This window comes from Methylobacterium segetis, from assembly GCF_004348265.1.
GTDB lineage: Bacteria > Pseudomonadota > Alphaproteobacteria > Rhizobiales > Beijerinckiaceae > Methylobacterium > Methylobacterium segetis.
The window spans coordinates 23,148-41,838 of the sequence record NZ_SMNT01000008.1; the positions used below are offsets into that span (position 1 = coordinate 23,148).

Genomic DNA, 18,691 nt, shown 5'->3' on the forward strand with positions numbered 1-18,691 from the left:
GGGCCGCGCGGCGGCTCGAGCGCGTGTGCCGGCTGATCAATCATCGCTGGGCGTGAACGACCGTCCGCGAGATCCTGCGCGCCGCGCCCCCGGACGGGTCAATCTCACCGACGCCGGCCTCGTCGACTTCGCGGCTGCGACGGCAGCCCCCTGACCGTCACGCCCCGGCGGCCGGCGCACGAAGGCTGGGCGGCCTCTGAGCGGTTTGGCTGCGATACGCGATCCGGCGCCTGACTGGCGGCCCCCTATCCGGGCGGCGGCCCGACCCTCGCCGATCCGGGCATCGTCGAAGCCGGGTTTGCGTGTGGCGGGTCGGCCCATCGGCCGGTCTCTCCGACGTTCGGCTCGACGATAAGGGTGTCTGGCGTGCACAGCGAGATGCGCGAGGCCGCGCTGAAGGCGATCACGGCCAACCGCTGATCCACAGCTTCTCCACACCCGTCCACACCCTCAGGCGCCCCCGGCTTCGGCGGGGGCGCTTTCGTCGTTTCGGGAGCCCGCCGCCACTTCGGCAGCGGCTTTGTCCCACCCCCCGTCCATCCGCACCGCGCCGGCGCCGCGCAGATGCGCGCGGCCCTCTCGGCGCGCTCGCGCGTCGGCAGGCCGCATTGAACAGCAATCGCGCCCAATGCGGCGAGTTCGTCGGCCAGTACATCCCACTTCCTTAAATGCTGAGCCTTATATTTTCCCAGATTTCGGGTAATATACGATGCTTTTGCAATTCTACATTGTACTAATCGTCTTCGCTCTCGTGAGCGACGCTGCTTGTCTGGCGAGCGGTTTCGAAATGATCGGCTGGAATGAAGTCGATGCCGTGCCGCTTCTGTTCAGCCTCGCCTATCGGCTGCCCGTCGTGGCGCGGCGCTACCCGCTGCTCCTGATGCCGGGCCGCATCTACGAGGCTTGGGTGATCGTTTTTCTTTGCCAGCGCATGGGCGGTCGGCTGCAATTCGCCATGAATGCTTTCGCGTGGCCATTGCAGGATGACGTTTTCCTGGCCTTCGACCGCTTGCTCGGCTTCGATTACGTGGCCTTCATGCACTGGTATACGGGCTTCCCGGCCGTCTACGGAGCCCTCACCTGGGTCTACGGTCTGTTGGGAGAGGCGACCCTCGCGACCTTCGTGGTGGGCCTCCTGGCGCGCCGCTCAGAGCGGATCGGCGAGCGCTATCTCGCCTCGCTCCTGATCACCGTGATGATCACCTGCCTCATCGGAGGACTCGTCCCCGCGACCAGCGCAGTCACACTCCTCGACCCGGAAATGGCCAAGATGGCGACGGGCGCCACGCCCCTCGACCAGTTCTTCGCGGTTCGCGAGGGCCTGATCAGGGTGATGCCGGAGCGAATGGGCGGCCTGATCACCTGCCCGTCGCTGCATGTCGGCCTCGGTCTGCTGATCGTCTACTGGACCCGGCGCATTTGGTGGGCGCGCCCTGTGCTGGGTCCTGCCGGCGTGATTTTCATGCTCACGGCGATTCCGAATGGTGACCACTACATCCTGGATTGCCTTGCCGGCGGCCTCGTGGCCTGGATCGCGATCGTCCTCACCAACGCCCTCTACGCGGTCCGTTCACCCATCGTGGCAGTGGCGATCACAAACGCAGGAGCGGCTGAGGGGGCGCCGGGCATGCGGAGCGGGCTCGCGGGCCGCTAGGCCGGCCGATCGCAGCGACGGCTCTCCCGCGGCTTCCACGAGCAGCCCGCGCTGCGTTCGGGCACTCGAGCACCTTGCCGACCAGGACGCGGATCATGTCGAAGATCGCGTCAACGGGCTTCTCGCCGTCGGCGTAGCTCAGTCTCGGACCGCGCGCGGATGTGGACGAGGGCCTCGACGGCGTTCATCTCGGCTGGCGGAAGCCGCCCGGGGCGAAGTTCGACAGCACTTTCGGCTCAGTCCTTGCAAAATATGGTGGGCGGTGAGGGACTCGAACCCCCGACCCTCTCCGTGTAAAGGAGAGTTGCTGTAGTATCATTTGCGATCTTTGGTGCACCCCAAGCTGAAATCGCTCTTGAGACCCTCTCACATACGTGCCAGGAGTGATCAGATCTACTCATACCATTGCACCCCATTTGCACCCCGAGCTTGCCTGGATGGGACGTCGAGCATCTGAAGAGAACGTCATGAAGCTCACCAAGGCGGCCATTGCCACCATCGAGCTCAAACCTGGGCAGAGCGAGCGCGTCGTTTGGGACAGCGAACTCCCCGGCTTCGGATACCGAATCCGCGGCGGACGCAGGACGTGGGTGATCCGCCCCCCTCGAGCAGGCGGAAAGTCGTCGCTGTTCACAATCGCCGCCGCCGATGTCGTCGACATCGCAGAGGCCCGAAAAGCGGCTCGAGAACGGCTCGCGAAGGCCGCCCTCGGTGAAGATCCAGGCTTAGCCAGACGCGAACAACGTACTCAGCCGGTCATCACGCTGGGAAATGCGCTCGCGCGGTACCAGAAGCATCAGGAGCGCCACGCACGGCACTCGACTCTCGCGAACCTGAAGACGCACATCAACACCCACTGGAAGCCGTTGCACGAACGACCGTTGGGAGACTTACGGCGCGTCGATGTTGCCGCGCGACTGCATGAAATCGTTCAGGAGTCGGGCCCTCAAGCTGCCGTTCGTGCCCGAAGGTGCCTTTCGTCGGCATATGCCTGGGCCATCGCCGAGGGCATCGTCGATGCAAACCCTGTAGTGGGCACAAAGGCGCCTGCTCACGAAGTTCGTCGAGACCGCGTACTATCAGCAGCCGAGCTGGCGGCAGTCTGGCGGACGCTGGCCAACAACGACTTTGGCCGGATCATCAAGTTGCTGATCCTGACCGGCCAACGCAGAGACGAAGTGGCCGCGATGAGGTGGAGCGAATTGAATTTGGAGGAAGGCACTTGGCTGCTGCCGCCGATCCGGATGAAGAACAAGCAGAAACATGAAGTGCCGCTACCGGATCCAGCCCTCGAGATTCTGCGCGCGATCCCCAGCCGAGTCGGCCGCGACCTAGTCTTTGGGACTGGTAGCGGCGGCTTTGCCGGGTTCTCGAAATGCAAAGCCGCCCTTGATCGACAGGTGTCCCTGCTGCCATGGCGCATCCACGATTTGCGGCGCTCGACAGCAACCGGCATGGCCGACATCGGTGTGCTCCCGCATGTGATCGAGGCGGTGCTCAGTCACGTATCTGGCCACAAGGCGGGGGTGGCCGGGATCTACAACCGCGCCGTCTATCGCACCGAGAAGCGCGATGCTCTCGAGCGGTGGGCTGCCGAAGTGAGCAGGATCGTCGCAGCTGGCGATCCGGAGCCGACTCCGTGATGCTTAATTAACTAGCCTGATATCATCCGTATTGGCATCGTTAATAAATCCTTAAGGCCGATGCCCCCTCCTGCGCACCTTCTTCCCGAACTCCTCCGCCATCGCGTCCTCGGCACGAAAGACGCTGCCGACCTGTGCGGTGTGTCTGTGCCTACCCTTCGCCGCATGAGGAAAAAGCAGGCGATCCCTGCTCCTTTGCGGCTCTCTGAACGCAAACTCGGCTGGAGAGTCGGTGACCTCCTCGACTGGCTCGACAGCCGAGAGGCTGACTTGCCGTGGCACGAGTTCAAGGCTTCACGGGCGAAGAACGACAACCATCCCAAGGGCACCTAACTAGGGCCGGTCATCAGCAGAGCTTATCCCGCGTCGTGGACGCGCCACCGTGCGCGCTCCTGATCCGGGTGAGCTCGTGCTTTCACGTAGCACAGCGGGAGCGCCCGCGATTCGCTCAGGCCGCAACATGTGTTCGACGATGGTCGGAGATGTGCCGACAATCGTCGTGGGCTTTTGGGCATTTCGAGCACGAGAAAATCGAAATCCGGTGTCTGACGCATCCAGGGCCGACGAGGTCCACCACCCGATCAATATTGCTGTAGAAGATCAACACCTTGGTAGGTGCGAGGTCCGATCTCCCTCGCGCGCAGGCGCGCGGGCGCCCCTTGGTATAAGCCACTTCAGCTTTCCGCAGACCGCGAACGATGACCTTGAGGGATCGGTCCCGGTCAAGCGCACATACGAGCGCCACAAGCCCCGGGAGGCGGATCTCCGCTGCAAGACCACGCTCACCAGCATCCACCCGCTCGACTACGAGCAGGCCCGGATCGCCTTCAACCGCTCCTGGGAGATCGGCCTAGGCCTCGACACTGCGGTGACGCTGCGGCCGGCGGCCTTCAGGACGATGACGCCCGAGGAGCGCGATCGGCAGACCGCCCTCTTCCTGAAGCGGACCCGATCCTTCTACGCCGCCAACGACGACATGCCCGAGCTGGCCTACCTGATGACGCGGGAGGCCGACTACGGCGACGAGGCCGGGATCTCCGAGCACATCCATCTCTTGATCCACTGCGGTACCAAGCGCGGGCGGTCGAGGCTGAAGAGCTACTTGCACGGCCGCTACACGACGATCGAGGCGAAGGTGAAGGTAGCCAGTCCAGACCGGGTTCGCCTCCCTGGTGGCGAAATCGGCGACGCCAGCACCTACAGCCTGAAGGCGGTCTCGGCCCGCTACGCCCACAAGTACGGCTTCCCGCACCGCTTCAGCGGCCCAGTCTACGGAGCGCGAGTCTTCTGGTCCACGAACCTGAACCCAGTGCGCCCGCTCTTCCGCGTCCCCAAGCCGAAGCCCTCGAAAGGCCGGGTTGGTCGGCCCCCGAAGATCTGGCGCGAAGCCGCGTGTGCCTCCTCACGCTACCCTCCGCCTCGATCCGGCTGACCGGCAGGGAGGCTACTCCCAGCCGTGCATCCTGCCAGTCCTTCAGGGTGGAAAACCCACGAGGCAAGATTAGCCCGTTCGCCTTGAACCACACTCCAGCGGGAGGGAAAGCGGCCAGCCCGCGCGCCTCCATCCTTCCGGGTAAGAGACCCCCTGCACGCAGGGCGGCTTCCGTCTAGCGGGCTGGCAGGGAGAGGATAATGCGATCTGCGCCAGCGGAACAGCTCTAGAGGCGGAGCCCCGCTTGATGCGCTACAAGCCGACCTCGGCGGTGAGATTGCGGGCAAAGAGCTCGCCCTCGCGGATGTAGCGGCGCACGGTCTGGGCCGAGCGGTGTCGGGTCTGGCGCATGATCAGGCGTTCCTCGATCCCGACCAGCGCCGCCGAGGTCGCGAACCCGGCCCGCATCGAGTGCCCCGAGAAGGACGCTGGGTCGAGCCCGGCCGCGGCGGCTCGGCGCTGCACGATCTCGGCGACGGCGTCGGTCGAGAGTCTCGGGCCGAGGTGCCCGTGCCGGGTCACGCCCCGGAACACCGCCCCGTCCGAAATCCCCGCGGCCGCGATCCAGCCGGCATAGGCGGCGGCCGGGCAGGTCTCGGAGCCGGTGCGCCCGACCGCGATCACCGCGCCCTCGCCCTCCTGGTCGCCCTTCGAGCGCCGGATCGTCACCCGTAAGCCCTCCGGCACGATGGCAACGTCGGCGTGCTCAAGCCCGACCAGCTCGGAGCGCCGGAGCGCCGCCCCGAACCCCACCAGCAACAGCGCCCGGTCGCGCACGTCGATCAGGCGGTCGCTGCAGGTGGCGAGCAGCCGGCGCAGCAGCGGCACGGTCAGGGCCTCGGCGTGATCTTGGGCGACGCCCTTGGCCCGGCGCAGGCCCCGCATCACGTCGCGGATCGCAGGGTGGCGGGTGTCCATCGGATGGCCGGCCATGCGGTGGGCCACGGCGATCGCCGACAGCCGCCGGGTCAGGGTCGCCACCGAGAGCGCGGTCTCGTGGGCGGCGAGGTAGAGCCCGACCGTCGCGGGCGCGGCCGGCAGGAGCTCCAGGCTGTGCGCGGTACACCAGGTCGTGAAGTGCGCCCAGTCCGAGCGGTAGGCCTTGCGGGTGTTCTGGGCCCGCGCCCCCTCGGCCAGTCCGGCGGCGCGGGCGGCGAGCCCCTCGAGATCGAGGGCGGGACCGGGGACGATCGCGTCGGCGGGAACGGGCAAGATGATCACAGGGTCTCCTCGGCTTGAAAGCGGTCTCGGTGGAGGAGTTGGCGCAGGAAAGTGCCTCGCGTCTTCCGAAGGCGGGTGAGCGTCTGATCGAACCGGAGCAGGTCCAGCTCGGCGTAGCGGGCGTCCTGGCCGGCCGCCCGCATTCGCTCGATGCAGACGACCATCGTCGTGCAGGCTTGCTCCGTCCGGCCGATGCCCTGCTCGACCAGAGCGAGAGCCGCGACCATGAATTCCCGCTCGTTCTGCACGGTCATCGGCCATCCCCCTGATCGTTCTCCAGGCGACGCCGGTGCTCGCGCATGTCCACGAGGGTGGCCTCAAGCTCGGCGAGAAGGTCTTCGGCCACTGCCGTGTCGTGGCCGTGTGCCCGAAGCCGGTCCACCAGCGCCGCCTGCCGGGCGCAGCGGGCCTCGCCCTCGACGACGTGCCGGCGCGCCATCTCGAGGGGCGTCTCGTTCAACTCGGTCACCGCCCGCGCTCCTCGGCCAGCAGCCCTTCAGCACGTACGTCAGTACGTCAGTACGTCAGTCCTTCGGTGCGTCTGTGCCTCCGCACGTCAGCGGCCGAGCCAGGGGTCTCGACGCTGGCACCGAGCACCTCCCTACGAATGAGGAGTTCGTCCGAGCATCTCGTTACCAAGGAGATGCTCGTCTCGGGCCCTGCTTCCCGAACCAACGGGACCGTTTCCCCATAGGGCGCTGGCCCCACAAGCCTATGGGTCCTGACCCCGGATACACAACCATTATCCGAGGTCAGAATGCCCGCGGCCGGCCCCGCCCGTCAAGCTTCTCGCAAGAGGTGACATAATATCCAATTTGTAGAAATACATAATTTGATGGATGTCATTTTTTTATTCCTATACCTCCCGCCTATTGGTTGGGGCACTTATTTGCGCAACCTGCAAAAGACCTATTTTCAGCAATGAAGACCGCTGCCCCAGGGGCTGCTTCAGGGTTGGCAATCTTTGACGGTCTGGCTGAAGCATGCCAGGGTCCCAGCATGTCCAGCACGCCAACTCGCAACATCTCCCTGACCACGGAACTCGAGGGCTACATCCGCTCGCAGGTCGCCACCGGCCACTACTCGAACGCCAGCGAGGTTGTTCGCGCCGGGTTGCGTCTCCTGATGGAGCGTGACCAGACCATGCTGCGCACAATAGCAACGAAGCGCCCGTCCGCACGGTGAGCACGCCCGAGAGCTACCCGTCCGCAGCGCACGGGTTCCAGTCCGACATCCTCGCTGTCGAGAACATCCCGGCCGTGCCTACGATCCTGGATGTCGTCTGCCGCACCACCGGCATGGGCTTTGCCGCGGTCGCTCGCGTCACTGAGGACCGCTGGGTGGCCTGCCAGGTCAAAGACGACATCGCGTTCGGTCTCCAGCCTGATGGCGAGCTGAAGGTCGAAACCACCATCTGCCACGAGATCCGCCAGAGCGGCATGGCTGTGGTCATCAACCATGTGGCCGAGGACCAAGCCTATTGCGGCCACCCGACGCCCGCGATGTATGGCTTCCAGAGCTACATCTCGATACCGATCGTGCTGCCGGACGGCACCTTCTTCGGCACGCTCTGCGCCATCGATCCGAAGCCAGCGCAACTCGACCGGCCGGAAGTGGTGGGCATGTTCAAGATGTTCGCCGACCTCATCGCCTTTCACCTCGACGCTCATGCCCGCCTCGCCTCCAGCGCGGCCGTCGAGCGGAGTAGGGAAGCCAGCAGCGCCGCGCTGGAAGCCCTGAACACCACCCTCGCCGCACATATCGAGGCCCGCACTCAGGAGCGTGATCAGATCTGGCAGGTCAGTCACGACATGCTTGGGGTCGCCGACAGCGACGGGATCTGGCTCAGCATCAACCCAGCCTGGACTATGATCCTGGGTTGGGAGGCCAAGGATATCGTCGGACGCACCTCCGAGTGGCTGGAGCATCCCAACGACCGCGAGAAGACACGAGCCGAGGTCGCTCGCTTAGCTGCCGGGCATAGCACGCTCGTGTTCGAGAACCGCTTCCGCACCCGGGCTGGCGGCTACCGGACGCTGTCGTGGCGAGCAGTGCCGGCGGAAGGCCTTCTCTACTGCGTCGCCCGCGACGTGACCGAGCAGCGCGATCGGACGCTGCAGCTCGAACAGGCCGAGGAGGCGCTGCGCCAGTCGCAGAAGTTGGAGGCGGTCGGCCAGCTCACGGGGGGCGTAGCGCACGACTTCAACAACCTGCTGACCATCATCCGCTCGTCGGTCGACTTCCTGCGCCGGCCGGACCTATCGGAGGAGCGCCGCGCCCGCTACATGGACGCGGTCTCCGATACTGTCGACCGGGCCGCCAAGCTGACGGGCCAGCTCCTCGCCTTCGCCCGGCGGCAGGCACTCAAGCCCGAGGTGTTCGAGGTCGGCACGCAGTTGCACGCCGTGGCTGACATGCTCGATACCGTGACCGGCGCTCGCATCCGCGTCGTCGCCGAAGTGCCGGACACGCCCTGCTTCGTGAAGGCCGATTTGAGCCAGTTCGAGACTGCGCTCGTGAACATGGCGGTCAACGCCCGCGACGCCATGAACGGCGAGGGGACGCTGACGCTGCGACTGGTCTGTTCCGGTGCCCTGCCGCCGATCCGGGGACACGCAGGGGCGCCCGGTCCCTTCGCGGCCGTAGCGCTCAGCGATACCGGGAGCGGCATCACCCCCGAGCAGCTCGTGCGGATCTTCGAGCCGTTCTTCACGACGAAGGAGATCGGTAAGGGCACCGGCCTCGGCTTGTCCCAAGTCTTCGGCTTCGCCAAGCAGTCGGGCGGCGACATTGCGGTCGAGAGTACGATCGGGCGAGGCACCACCTTCACCCTCTACCTGCCGGAGATCGAGGCCGAGTCGCGTCGGGAACCGGCGACCACGCACGAAAGTGAGGTCTTCCCGACGGGTGACGGTCAGCGCGTGCTAGTCGTGGAGGACAACGTCGAGGTCGGTCGCTTCGCCACGCAGATCCTCGAGGATTTTGGCTACCGCACGGCCTGGACGGCGAATGCCGAGGAAGCACTAGAAAAGCTCGGTCCGGACGGGTCCGGGTTCGACGCGGTGTTCTCCGACGTGATGATGCCGGGCATGGGCGGGATTGAGCTGGCCAAGATCCTCCAACGGAGCCTACCCCACCTGCCAGTGCTGCTGACCTCGGGCTACAGCCATGTGTTGGCTCAGGATGGGGCGCACGGCTTCGAGTTGCTCCACAAGCCGTACTCAGCCCACCAGCTCGGCCGCATCCTCAGCCGGATCATCATGCGCTGATCACCCGCAAGCGCGCCGACCATCTCGTGGACCACTCCAACGAGCGCAAAAAGCGGGATCCCGACTGGCTCAAGGTAGTGACTGCCGACGTCGGGTTCGTAAAGCGGTAGCGGGTCCCGATGCGGCAGTCGAGTGCGAGGCGCTGCAGCCCATTCACGATGAGCGTCTGTCGCTTGGCACCTTGTGCATTATAAAAAGCCTTGAAATCGGGAAATTGAGGTCGATCCCTTGTGGGCCGGGAGCTTCTAAATCGGCTCAGGGCGGCCGCGAATGACTTTTGGCTGCATGGGTAGCGAGAGCCCCTCCGTGGCCGCCTGTGGGCCCCTCAGCCCGAATCTCGGGGCTTTTGCCGCTACGCTTGCCTGCTACTCCATTTTGAAAGCTCGATTTCGATGGTGTAGCCAGCCTCAAGGAGGCTGGACTTACAACCTTGCTACCGTTGGAACATCAGGACACGGATTAGCCACCGGAGACCAAGCGCACGCCGGACGGAGGCCGCTTCGCGATTGCCTCGGCGGCCTTGCTCTCTAGTTCGCCGTCTCGGAACGGCTTCAGGACAATGCCGTCGGCACCGACCGCCCCGCCCTTCATCAGGGCGGCGGTGTCGGCGTAGCCGGTGACGTACAGGACCGGCAGGCCGGGCCAGCGCTTGCGGATTTCGGTCGCCACCTCCGCCCCGTTCATGCCGGGCATCGCGAAGTCGAGGACCAAGAGGTCGACGCAAGGGTCCGCCTCCAGCGACGCCAGAGCCGCCAGTCCGGAGGCCGCCTCGCGCACCTCGTGGCCGGCCTCAGCGAGACGGGTGGTGGTGACCTCGCGGACCGCGGAGTCGTCGTCGACGACCAGCACGACCGGTTTGCCGCCAGAGGCGTGGCCCGGCCCGCAATCGACTGTGCGCGGAGTCTGGGGGCCTTCCTCGACCGCGCCCTCGGCACGGGGCAGATAGACCTTGATCGAGGTGCCTTCCCCGACGACGGTGTCGATGCGGATGCCGCCCCCGGACTGCTTCACGAAGCCGTAGGCCTGCGCCAGCCCGAGGCCGGACCCCTTGCCGACCTCCTTGGTGGTGAAGAACGGCTCGAAGGCGCGCTTGACCACCTCGGGGCGCATGCCCGTCCCGGTGTCGCTGACCGCCACCATCACGTACTCGCCAGGGACCGGCTGTTCGGGACGTGTCTGGGGTCCGGTGACCGTGACGTTCGCGGTCTCGATGGTGAGGCAGCCGCCCACCGCCATGGCGTCGCGCGCGTTGATGGCGAGGTTCAGGATGACGAGCTCGATCTGGGTCGCGTCGACGAGCGCCGGCCAGAGGTCCGGCTGCAGCGTCGTCTCGATGCGCACCGCGCCGCCGATGGAGCTCTGTAGCAGGTCGCGCATCGAGGCGACGGTGTGGTTGAGGCTGACCGGCATCGGCACCAGCCTCTGGCGGCGCGAGAAGGCGAGGAGCTGCGCCGTGAGGCTGGCCCCGCGCTCGGCTGCGCCCTTCATCATCGCCAGCCGCCGCTGCCCGCGCTCGCTGGAGACCTCACGCTCTAAGAACTCGAGGTTGCCCGCGATGACGGTGAGCAGGTTGTTGAAGTCGTGCGCGACGCCGCTTGTCAGTTGCCCGACCGCCTCCAGCCGCTGGGCGAGGCGCAACGCCTCCTCGACGCGCTCGCGCTCGACGATCTGCATCCGCAACTCGGCATTCGATTCCGCAAGCTCGCGCGTCCGCTCCGCGATGCGGCGTTCCAGCGTCTCGTTGAGCGCCCGGACCTCAGCCTCGGCCGCGCGTTTGCCGGCCTTGGCTTGCGCCTCCGCGAGCGCCCGCAGGACCGCGCGAGGGAGGCGATCGAGGCGCTGCTTCGTGACGTAGTCGACGGCGCCGTTCTTGAGTGCCTCGACCGCCGTGTCCTCGCCGAGCGTCCCGGAGACGAAGACGAACGGCGTGTCCGGGCACTGCACCCGGGCGATGCCGAGCGCGCTGAGGCCGTCGAAGGTCGGCAGGACGTAGTCTGCGAGGATCAGGTCGAACCGGCCCGGCTGTGCGGCGGCCGAGAAGTCGGGGCGGTCCATCACCCGCTCGATCCGGCAGGGCCGGCCGACGTCGTCGAGAACGGCCTCGACGAGTTCCGCGTCGAGGTCGCTGTCCTCCAAGTGGAGGATGCGGATCGTGCGGTCGGCGTCCATCAGGCGTTCGATGGCCAGCCTCCCCGGTGCGGCGGCGGTTCGTTGAGGACCGCCCAGAACACGCCGAGCTCCTGGATGGCCGCGAAGAATTCATTGAAGCCCACGGGCTTCACCACGAAGGCGTTCACCCCTAGGTCGTAGGAGCGGACCACGTCCGTCTCCTCGCGCGAAGAGGTCAGCATCACGACCGGGATGGCCCGGGTCTGCGGGTCGCCCTTCACCTTCGCCAACACCTCCAGCCCGTCGACCTTGGGCAGCTTCAGGTCGAGCAGGATCACGGCCGGGTCCTGGACTTGGCGCCCCTCATGGGGGCCGCGGCGGTAGATGAAGTCCAGCGCCTCCGCCCCGTCGCGGCAGATGACGATCTCGTTGGCGAGCTGACCCGCCTCCAGCGCCGCGAGCGTGAGCTCGATGTCGTTCGGGTTGTCCTCGACGAGGAGGATGGGTTTCAGCTTCGCCATCTCAGTGTCCTTCCCCCCTCAAGGGCAGCGTGAAATGGAAGGTCGCGCCCTCACCGAGCTTGCCCTCGGCCCAGGTCCGGCCGCCGTGCCGCTCGACGATGCGACGCACGTTCGCGAGTCCAATGCCGGTCCCCTCGAACTCTTCGACACGATGGAGGCGCTGGAACACCCCGAACAGCTTGTCGACGTAGGCCATGTCGAAGCCGACGCCGTTGTCGCGCACGAAGAAGACGGCTTCGCCGTCCGATGGTGGAAGGCGCCCGACCGCGATGACCGCCTCGGGGCGGTCGCGGGTGTATTTCAGCGCGTTCGAGAGCAGGTTCTCAAGCACGAGGCGCAGCATGAACGGGTCGGCGTAGGCTCGACCGAGGGGGCCGATCTCCCATCGGATCGTGCGCTCGGGAAGGACGTCGCGCATCGCCTTGCGCCGGACCTCCTCGACCAGGGCGTTCATGTCGCCGGCGACACGGTTCAGGGCGTGGCGGCCCATCTGCGAGAAGGTGAGGAGGTTGTCGACGAGGGTGCCGGCGGAAAAGGCCGCCTCGATGATCGTCTCGACGTAGTGCCGGCCCTTGTCGGAGAGGTTCGCCCCCTCGCGGTTCTTGAGGAGGTTCGAGTAGCCGACGATGTGCCGGAACGGCGCCCGCAGGTCGTGGCTGACCGAGTAGGAGAACGCCTCCAGCTCCTTGTTCGAGCGCTGCAGCTCCTCGCTCATCGCCGCGAGCTCCTCGGCCCGGCGCAGCACGATGCCGAGCACCGAGGAGCGCAGGTCCTTGGCCGCCTCGACTTCTGGGACGGACCAGGGCAGTGAGCGGCCCTTCACCGTCTCCTTCCAGGTCTCGAAGGACTTACGCGGGTGAAGTCGGTCAGGGCCGCCTTCCGGGTCAGGCTGGGCCGGCTTGACCGGATTGCCGCCCCACTTAACAGTCCGCACCACCTCCGGCCTGAACCAGAGGATGTAGCTCGCGTACTTCTTCGAGACCGAGATGGCGAGCAACCCGCTGGCCCTGTCGGCGAAGGCATCCGCCGCCGGCAGGAGCTCCGACAGCGTCTCGGTCGCGAAGACCTCGGCGGCCTCGTCCTGCGCCGAGAGCCAGTCGTGGAGGAGACGGACCTCCTGCTCGGAGGGCGTGGTCCCGATCAGGCGGCAGCGGTCGCCCGTGACGATGGCCGCGCCCGCCGCGTTCACCAGCGCCATGACGTCGTCGGGGTGATTGAGCAGGCCGTCGACGAAGCTGTCCTCTTCGGCCATGAAGCCGAGCAGCCGGGCCTGCACGGCCCCCAGCGCGAGGCGCTGCTCGGCCTGGGCGCCCCGCTCGCGGGCGGAGAGTTGCAGGGCGAAGATCTGGGTGAGGATGTCGCAGGCGTTGCGGGCCTGGAGCGGCACGCGGTGCGGCTCGCGGTTGTGGCAGGAGACCAGGCCCCAGAGGACGTCGTCGACTAGGATCGAGACGGACATTGACGCCCCGGTACCCATGTTGCGCATGTACTCGACGTGCACCGGCGAGACGCTGCGCAGCACCGACTGGCTGAGGTCGAGCGGCTTGCCCTCGGGCGTGAGGCTCGGCCGGATCGGCACCGGCTCGTATCCGGCGTCCGGGATGATGCGCAGGCGGTTGCGCCGGTAGAGCTCGCGCGCCTGGACCGGGATGTCCGAGGCGGGAAAGCGCAGGTCGAGGTAGGAGGGCAGCACCCCGTTGCCGTCCTCGGCGAGCACCGTGCCGTGCCAATCCCGGTCGAACCGGTAGACCAGCACGCGGTCGAAGCCGGTGACGTGCCGGATGTCAGCGGCCACGATTTCGCAAAGGTCCTCGACGGACCGGGCGAGGCGCAGGCGCTGCACGAAGGCGCGCAGCCGTGGGGTGAGCGCGTCGAGCCCGGCAGCGGCCGCGGCATCCGCGATCTCCTCCAGCTCCAGCACGACGAGGCCGCCGACCCGGTGCGCCGCGACCTCGTAGGCCTGGGAGGCCGCGCCGCTTTCGAGAATCACGGTCCGCAGGTAGAGCGCGCCGTCCTCGTTGGGCGGGTCGTCGAGGTAGTGCCGCACGAGCGCAGCCAACTCGGGCAGGACGGCGTCGAGACTCGCGCCGACGGTCGCCGCGGCCGGCGCGTTCGCGCTGGCCTGCACGATGGCGAGGCTCGCGGCTTCGAGGGTGAGCAGGAACCCGTGGGGCTGTACGCTGCCGACGATATGGATGGGTTCGCGATCGCAGGCCGTGAGGTCAAGTCTCGGCGTGACGGCGCTCCGTAGATCCAACCGATGATCTCCCTCGCGAAGGCTGCGGCCCTTGCGAGCTCGACAATCACCAATTGTTTAACATCGGACGGTTCGCCTGCCTATGACGTGTGTTCGCAGGCGCATCCCGCCCCTGGGCCGAAAGGTCACATCCCGACAGAAATCAGCAGCTGGGTCGTGATCGGGGCGCGGCCGAGTTGCTGCGAGCGAGGACCGCGAGCAGGCTGGCAACCACATCTTATGGGTGGCCTAATTGAGGCTCCCGACCTCGCAGCAGGTCGATCACGCCAGATCCTGCCACTGCAGCGCTCAGGTCAGCTAGTTGCACCCCGAATGCACCCCAACAATGAAAATCTGGGGTGCAAACAGAAATGACGCAGATCTAAGCGATTGGATATTATGGTGGGCGGTGAGGGACTCGAACCCCCGACCCTCTCCGTGTAAAGGAGACGCTCTACCAACTGAGCTAACCGCCCGCGCCGCACGGGTTAAGCAAGCTGCCCCGGCCGCGCAAGCACTTCGTGCGCGCGGCCCGCCTGCGGCCCTCTGAAACGGGAACGGCCCCCGGGAGCCGAGGCTTCCGGGGGCCGTCCGTTCAGTGTGCGGGTTCGATCCGGTCAGTGTGCGACGAGGCTCGCCCCGTCGTCGTCGGACCGTGCGGGCTTGGCCGCGGGGATCGGCTCGTCCCACTCGATCGGCTCGGGCTGGCGCACGAGAGCGCGGGCCAGAACCTGATCCATCCGCGAGACGGGCACGATCTCGAGGCCGTTCTTCACGCTGTCGGGCACCTCGGCGATGTCCTTGGCGTTCTCCTCGGGGATCAGCACCGTCTTGATGCCGCCGCGGAGCGCGGCGAGCAGCTTCTCCTTCAGGCCACCGATCGGCAGCACCCGGCCGCGCAGCGTCACCTCGCCCGTCATGGCCACCTCGCGGCGCACCGGGATGCCGGTGAGCGTCGAGATGATGGCGGTCGCCATCGCGATGCCGGCCGAGGGCCCGTCCTTCGGGGTCGCCCCCTCCGGCACGTGGACGTGGATGTCCCGGCGCTCGAACAGCGGCGGCTCGATGCCGAAATCGATGGCCCGGGAGCGGACGTAGCTCGCCGCCGCCGAGATCGACTCCTTCATCACGTCGCGCAGGTTGCCCGTGACCGTCATCTTGCCCTTGCCGGGCATCATGACGCCCTCGATCGTCAGGAGCTCGCCGCCGACCTCGGTCCAGGCGAGACCCGTGACGACGCCGACCTGATCGTCCGGGTCGATCTCGCCGTAGCGGAACTTCGGCGGCCCCAGGAACTCGGGCAGGGTGTCGGGCGTCACCGCGACGGCCTTCACCTTGGTGATCAGGATCTCCTTCACCGCCTTGCGGATCAGGTTCGAGATCTCCCGCTCCAGGTTGCGCACGCCCGCCTCCCGCGTGTAGCGGCGGATGAGCATGAGCAGGCCCTCGTCCGAGACCGACCATTCCTTCGCGTCGAGCCCGTGCTTCTTCGTGGCGCCCGGGATCAGGTGGCGGCGGGCGATCTCCAGCTTCTCCTCTTCGGTGTAGCCGGCGATGCGGATCACCTCCATCCGGTCCATGAGCGGGGCCGGGATGTTCAGCGTGTTGGCCGTCGTCACGAACATCACGTTCGACAGGTCGTAATCGACCTCGAGGTAATGGTCGTTGAAGGTCGCGTTCTGCTCGGGGTCGAGAACCTCGAGGAGCGCGGCCGACGGGTCACCCCGGAAATCCATGCCCATCTTGTCGATCTCGTCGAGCAGGATGAGCGGGTTCGAGGTCTTGGCCTTGCGCATGGACTGCACGATCTTGCCCGGCATCGAGCCGATATAGGTCCTGCGGTGACCGCGGATCTCGGCCTCGTCCCGCACGCCGCCGAGCGACATGCGCACGAACTCGCGCCCCGTGGCCTTGGCGATCGACTTGCCGAGCGAGGTCTTGCCGACGCCCGGAGGGCCGACGAGGCACAGGATCGGGCCCGTGAGCTTGTTGGCGCGCTGCTGCACGGCGAGATACTCGACGATGCGCTCCTTCACCTTGTCGAGGCCGAAATGGTCCTCGTCGAGGAGCACCTGGGCGCCGAGCAGGTCCTTCTTGATCTTCGAGCGCTTGCCCCACGGGATGCCGAGCATCCAGTCGAGGTAGTTGCGCACGACCGTGGCCTCGGCCGACATCGGCGACATCTGGCGCAGCTTCTTCAGCTCGGCCGTCGCCTTCTCGCGGGCCTCCTTGGAGAGCTTCGTCTTCTCGATCTTGTCCTCGAGCTCGGCCAGCTCGTCGCGGCCATCCTCGTCGCCGAGCTCCTTCTGGATCGCCTTCATCTGCTCGTTGAGGTAGTACTCGCGCTGGGTCTTCTCCATCTGCCGCTTGACGCGGGTCCGGATGCGCTTCTCCACCTGGAGCACGGAGATCTCGCTCTCCATCAGCGACAGCACGCGCTCCAGGCGCTGCGCCACCGTGGGGATCTCCAGGATCGCCTGCTTGTCGGCGATCTTGACGGCGAGGTGCGAGCCGACCGTGTCGGCGAGCTTGGAGGGCTCGTCGATCTGCGTGACGGCGGAGACGACCTCGGGCGAGATCTTCTTGTTGAGCTTCACGTAGTTCTCGAACTCGGACACGACCGAGCGCGCGAGCGCCTCCGCCTCGACGCGGTCGCCGAGATCGTCGGTCAGCGTCTGGGCGCGCGCCTCGTAGAACTCCTCGGACGATTCGAAGCCGAGGATCTTGGCGCGGCCGGCGCCCTCGACCAGCACCTTCACGGTGCCGTCGGGCAGCTTCAGGAGCTGCAGGACGCTCGCGAGCGTGCCGATCGTGTAGATCGCGTCGGTGGCCGGGTCGTCGTCGCCCGCGTTGATCTGCGTGGCGAGCAGGATGTGCCGGTCGGTGCGGACCGCCTCCTCAAGGGCGCGGATCGACTTCTCGCGGCCGACGAAGAGCGGCACGATCATATGCGGGAACACGACGATGTCGCGCAGCGGCAGGACGGCGTAAGCGCCCGTCGAGCCCGGAACGACCGGCTGACGCGATTTCGACTGAGTCATGGCTGACTTCCTCATCATGGACGCCGGGCAGTCGCTCCTCCGTCGTCAGGAGCAAGCATCCTGCCAGGGGCCGACCGGGCCGCGAGGGTCGGAAATGTCTGGGGACTTTGCGGCTGGTGGCGCGGCACCGCACCTCGAAGGGAGCGTACGGCCACTGCGCTGTCCCTCAATTGGTCCTCGGAAGCGCCTGTTTCAAGCGGCGCCCCGGGGCCCTCGTGCCGGCCGGGCCTGCGAATTCCGCATGCCCGACCAGCGACTTAGCGCAGGTTCAAACGTGCGCTCACGCACTCACGCTGGCGGGGGCGTCCTTGTTGCGGTCGCCGTGGATGAAGAGCGGGCGCGACTTGCCCTCGACCACCTCCGGACCGATCACGACCTGCTCCACCGAGTCGAGACCCGGCAGGTCGTACATCGTGTCGAGGAGGATGGTCTCCAGGATGGAGCGCAGGCCGCGGGCGCCGGTCTTCCGCTCGATCGCCTTGCGGGCGACGAGGGAGAGGGCCTCCTCCTGGAAGGTGAGGTCGACGTTCTCCATCTCGAACAGGCGCTGGTACTGCTTGACGAGCGCGTTCTTCGGCTCCTGCAGGATCCGCTTCAGGGCGGCCTCGTCGAGGTCCTCCAGCGTCGCCAGCACCGGAAGGCGGCCGACGAATTCGGGGATGAGGCCGAACTTCAGGAGATCCTCGGGCTCCACCGAGCGGAAGATCTCGCCGGTGCGGCGGTCGTCGGGGGCCTGCACGCTCGCGCCGAAGCCGATCGAGGTACCCTTGCCGCGTTGGGAGATGATCCGCTCCAGCCCCGCGAAGGCGCCGCCGCAGATGAACAGGATGTTCGTGGTGTCGACCTGCAGGAACTCCTGCTGCGGGTGCTTGCGGCCGCCCTGCGGAGGCACGGAGGCGACGGTGCCCTCCATGATCTTCAGGAGCGCCTGCTGCACGCCCTCGCCCGAGACGTCGCGGGTGATCGAGGGGTTGTCCGACTTGCGGGAGATCTTGTCGATCTCGTCGATGTAGACGATGCCGCGCTGCGCCCGCTCGACGTTGTAGTCGGAGGCCTGGAGCAGCTTGAGGATGATGTTCTCGACGTCCTCGCCGACGTAGCCGGCTTCCGTGAGGGTCGTCGCGTCCGCCATCGTGAAGGGCACGTCGAGGATGCGGGCGAGCGTCTGCGCGAGCAGCGTCTTGCCCGAGCCCGTCGGGCCGATCAGCATGATGTTGGACTTCGCCAGCTCGACGTCGTTGTGCTTCGAGGCGTGGGCGAGGCGCTTGTAGTGGTTGTGCACCGCCACCGAGAGGACCTTCTTGGCGAAGTCCTGGCCGATGACGTAGTCGTCGAGGACGCGCCGGATCTCCTTCGGGGTGGGCACGCCGTCGCGCGACTTCACCAGGGAGGATTTCGACTCCTCGCGGATGATGTCCATGCACAGCTCGACGCACTCGTCGCAGATGAACACCGTCGGGCCCGCGATCAGCTTGCGGACCTCGTGCTGGCTCTTGCCGCAAAACGAGCAGTACAGCGTGCTCTTCGAGTCGTTGCCGCCAGTCTTGCTCATATCGGTCTCCGAT

14 protein-coding genes and 2 tRNA genes are annotated in these 18,691 nt (G+C 66.6%); 6 read left to right on the forward strand and 10 right to left on the reverse strand.

What is annotated here, in order from left to right; translation table 11 throughout:
* The first annotated feature begins 787 nt into the window (after positions 1-787).
* A complete protein-coding gene (locus tag E1J50_RS03535) occupies positions 788-1,654 on the forward strand; it encodes a phosphatase PAP2 family protein (protein ID WP_165937766.1) in 867 nt (288 codons plus the stop codon).
* Between the two features lie 253 nt (positions 1,655-1,907).
* On the opposite strand, the gene E1J50_RS03540 is transcribed toward E1J50_RS03535, so the two are convergent.
* A tRNA-Val gene (locus tag E1J50_RS03540) sits at positions 1,908-2,009 on the reverse strand.
* 112 nt (positions 2,010-2,121) lie between these two features.
* Here E1J50_RS03540 and E1J50_RS03545 point away from each other — a divergent pair.
* From E1J50_RS03545 to E1J50_RS03555, 3 genes are all read left to right on the forward strand, one after another.
* Complete coding sequence (locus E1J50_RS03545) at positions 2,122-3,297, forward strand: tyrosine-type recombinase/integrase (protein WP_165937767.1); 1,176 nt, start codon at positions 2,122-2,124, stop codon at positions 3,295-3,297.
* A 60-nt stretch (positions 3,298-3,357) separates the two neighbouring features.
* Positions 3,358-3,630 carry a helix-turn-helix transcriptional regulator gene (locus tag E1J50_RS28470; protein ID WP_132250473.1) on the forward strand — a complete coding sequence of 91 codons (273 nt, stop codon included), beginning with the start codon at positions 3,358-3,360 and terminating at the stop codon, positions 3,628-3,630.
* Positions 3,631-3,838: 208 nt separating this feature from the next.
* Positions 3,839-4,729, forward strand: coding sequence for a hypothetical protein (locus E1J50_RS03555; RefSeq protein WP_132250475.1), 891 nt, complete (start codon positions 3,839-3,841; stop codon positions 4,727-4,729).
* 252 nt (positions 4,730-4,981) lie between these two features.
* Here E1J50_RS03555 and E1J50_RS03560 read toward each other — a convergent pair whose 3' ends face one another.
* Genes E1J50_RS03560 through E1J50_RS03565 form a run of 3 tightly spaced genes read right to left on the reverse strand, consistent with a single transcriptional unit; the run spans position 4,982 to position 6,419 of the window.
* On the reverse strand, positions 4,982-5,950 hold the full coding sequence (locus tag E1J50_RS03560) for a site-specific integrase (protein ID WP_165937768.1): 969 nt from the start codon (positions 5,948-5,950) through the stop codon (positions 4,982-4,984).
* On the reverse strand, positions 5,947-6,204 hold the full coding sequence (locus E1J50_RS27110) for a hypothetical protein (protein ID WP_165937769.1): 258 nt from the start codon (positions 6,202-6,204) through the stop codon (positions 5,947-5,949). The genes E1J50_RS03560 and E1J50_RS27110 overlap by 4 nt, the downstream gene beginning before the upstream one ends.
* Positions 6,201-6,419, reverse strand: a complete 219-nt coding sequence (locus E1J50_RS03565; protein WP_132250479.1) for a hypothetical protein — start codon at positions 6,417-6,419, stop codon at positions 6,201-6,203. Before E1J50_RS03565 ends, E1J50_RS27110 begins: the two co-directional genes overlap by 4 nt.
* Positions 6,420-6,949: 530 nt before the next feature.
* Here E1J50_RS03565 and E1J50_RS03570 point away from each other — a divergent pair.
* Positions 6,950-7,135, forward strand: a complete 186-nt coding sequence (locus tag E1J50_RS03570) for a type II toxin-antitoxin system ParD family antitoxin (RefSeq protein ID WP_132250481.1) — start codon at positions 6,950-6,952, stop codon at positions 7,133-7,135.
* A complete protein-coding gene (locus E1J50_RS03575) occupies positions 7,132-9,219 on the forward strand; it encodes an ATP-binding protein (RefSeq protein ID WP_132250483.1) in 2,088 nt (695 codons plus the stop codon). Before E1J50_RS03570 ends, E1J50_RS03575 begins: the two co-directional genes overlap by 4 nt.
* A 459-nt stretch (positions 9,220-9,678) precedes the next feature.
* On the opposite strand, the gene E1J50_RS03585 is transcribed toward E1J50_RS03575, so the two are convergent.
* The 6 genes from E1J50_RS03585 to clpX all read right to left on the reverse strand — a co-directional run bounded on the left by E1J50_RS03585 (position 9,679) and on the right by clpX (position 18,678).
* Positions 9,679-11,388: a hybrid sensor histidine kinase/response regulator gene (locus E1J50_RS03585; RefSeq protein WP_132250486.1), complete on the reverse strand. Its 1,710-nt coding sequence runs from the start codon at positions 11,386-11,388 to the stop codon at positions 9,679-9,681.
* Positions 11,388-11,849 (reverse strand): response regulator, encoded by a 462-nt coding sequence (locus E1J50_RS03590; RefSeq protein ID WP_132250488.1) that lies wholly within the window; start codon positions 11,847-11,849, stop codon positions 11,388-11,390. Before E1J50_RS03590 ends, E1J50_RS03585 begins: the two co-directional genes overlap by 1 nt.
* Before the next feature lies 1 nt (position 11,850).
* A complete protein-coding gene (locus E1J50_RS03595) occupies positions 11,851-14,106 on the reverse strand; it encodes an ATP-binding protein (protein ID WP_132250490.1) in 2,256 nt (751 codons plus the stop codon).
* A gap of 379 nt (positions 14,107-14,485) precedes the next feature.
* Positions 14,486-14,561: transfer RNA gene (locus E1J50_RS03600), tRNA-Val, on the reverse strand.
* Positions 14,562-14,702: 141 nt separating this feature from the next.
* Positions 14,703-17,126 carry an endopeptidase La gene (gene lon, locus E1J50_RS03605; protein ID WP_132250492.1) on the reverse strand — a complete coding sequence of 808 codons (2,424 nt, stop codon included), beginning with the start codon at positions 17,124-17,126 and terminating at the stop codon, positions 14,703-14,705.
* 280 nt (positions 17,127-17,406) lie between these two features.
* Positions 17,407-18,678 (reverse strand): ATP-dependent Clp protease ATP-binding subunit ClpX, encoded by a 1,272-nt coding sequence (gene clpX, locus E1J50_RS03610; RefSeq protein ID WP_132250494.1) that lies wholly within the window; start codon positions 18,676-18,678, stop codon positions 17,407-17,409.
* Between the last annotated feature and the right edge of the window lie 13 nt (positions 18,679-18,691).

Coding starts and splice junctions, on each gene's coding strand:
- E1J50_RS03535 (WP_165937766.1), top strand. CDS start 788: ATGATCGGCTGGAATGAAGTCGATGCCGTGCCGCTTCTGTTCAGCCTC.
- E1J50_RS03545 (WP_165937767.1), top strand. CDS start 2,122: ATGAAGCTCACCAAGGCGGCCATTGCCACCATCGAGCTCAAACCTGGG.
- E1J50_RS28470 (WP_132250473.1), top strand. CDS start 3,358: ATGCCCCCTCCTGCGCACCTTCTTCCCGAACTCCTCCGCCATCGCGTC.
- E1J50_RS27110 (WP_165937769.1), bottom strand. CDS start 6,204: ATGACCGTGCAGAACGAGCGGGAATTCATGGTCGCGGCTCTCGCTCTG.
- E1J50_RS03570 (WP_132250481.1), top strand. CDS start 6,950: ATGTCCAGCACGCCAACTCGCAACATCTCCCTGACCACGGAACTCGAG.
- E1J50_RS03585 (WP_132250486.1), bottom strand. CDS start 11,388: ATGGACGCCGACCGCACGATCCGCATCCTCCACTTGGAGGACAGCGAC.
- E1J50_RS03590 (WP_132250488.1), bottom strand. CDS start 11,849: ATGGCGAAGCTGAAACCCATCCTCCTCGTCGAGGACAACCCGAACGAC.
- lon (WP_132250492.1), bottom strand. CDS start 17,126: ATGACTCAGTCGAAATCGCGTCAGCCGGTCGTTCCGGGCTCGACGGGC.
- clpX (WP_132250494.1), bottom strand. CDS start 18,678: ATGAGCAAGACTGGCGGCAACGACTCGAAGAGCACGCTGTACTGCTCG.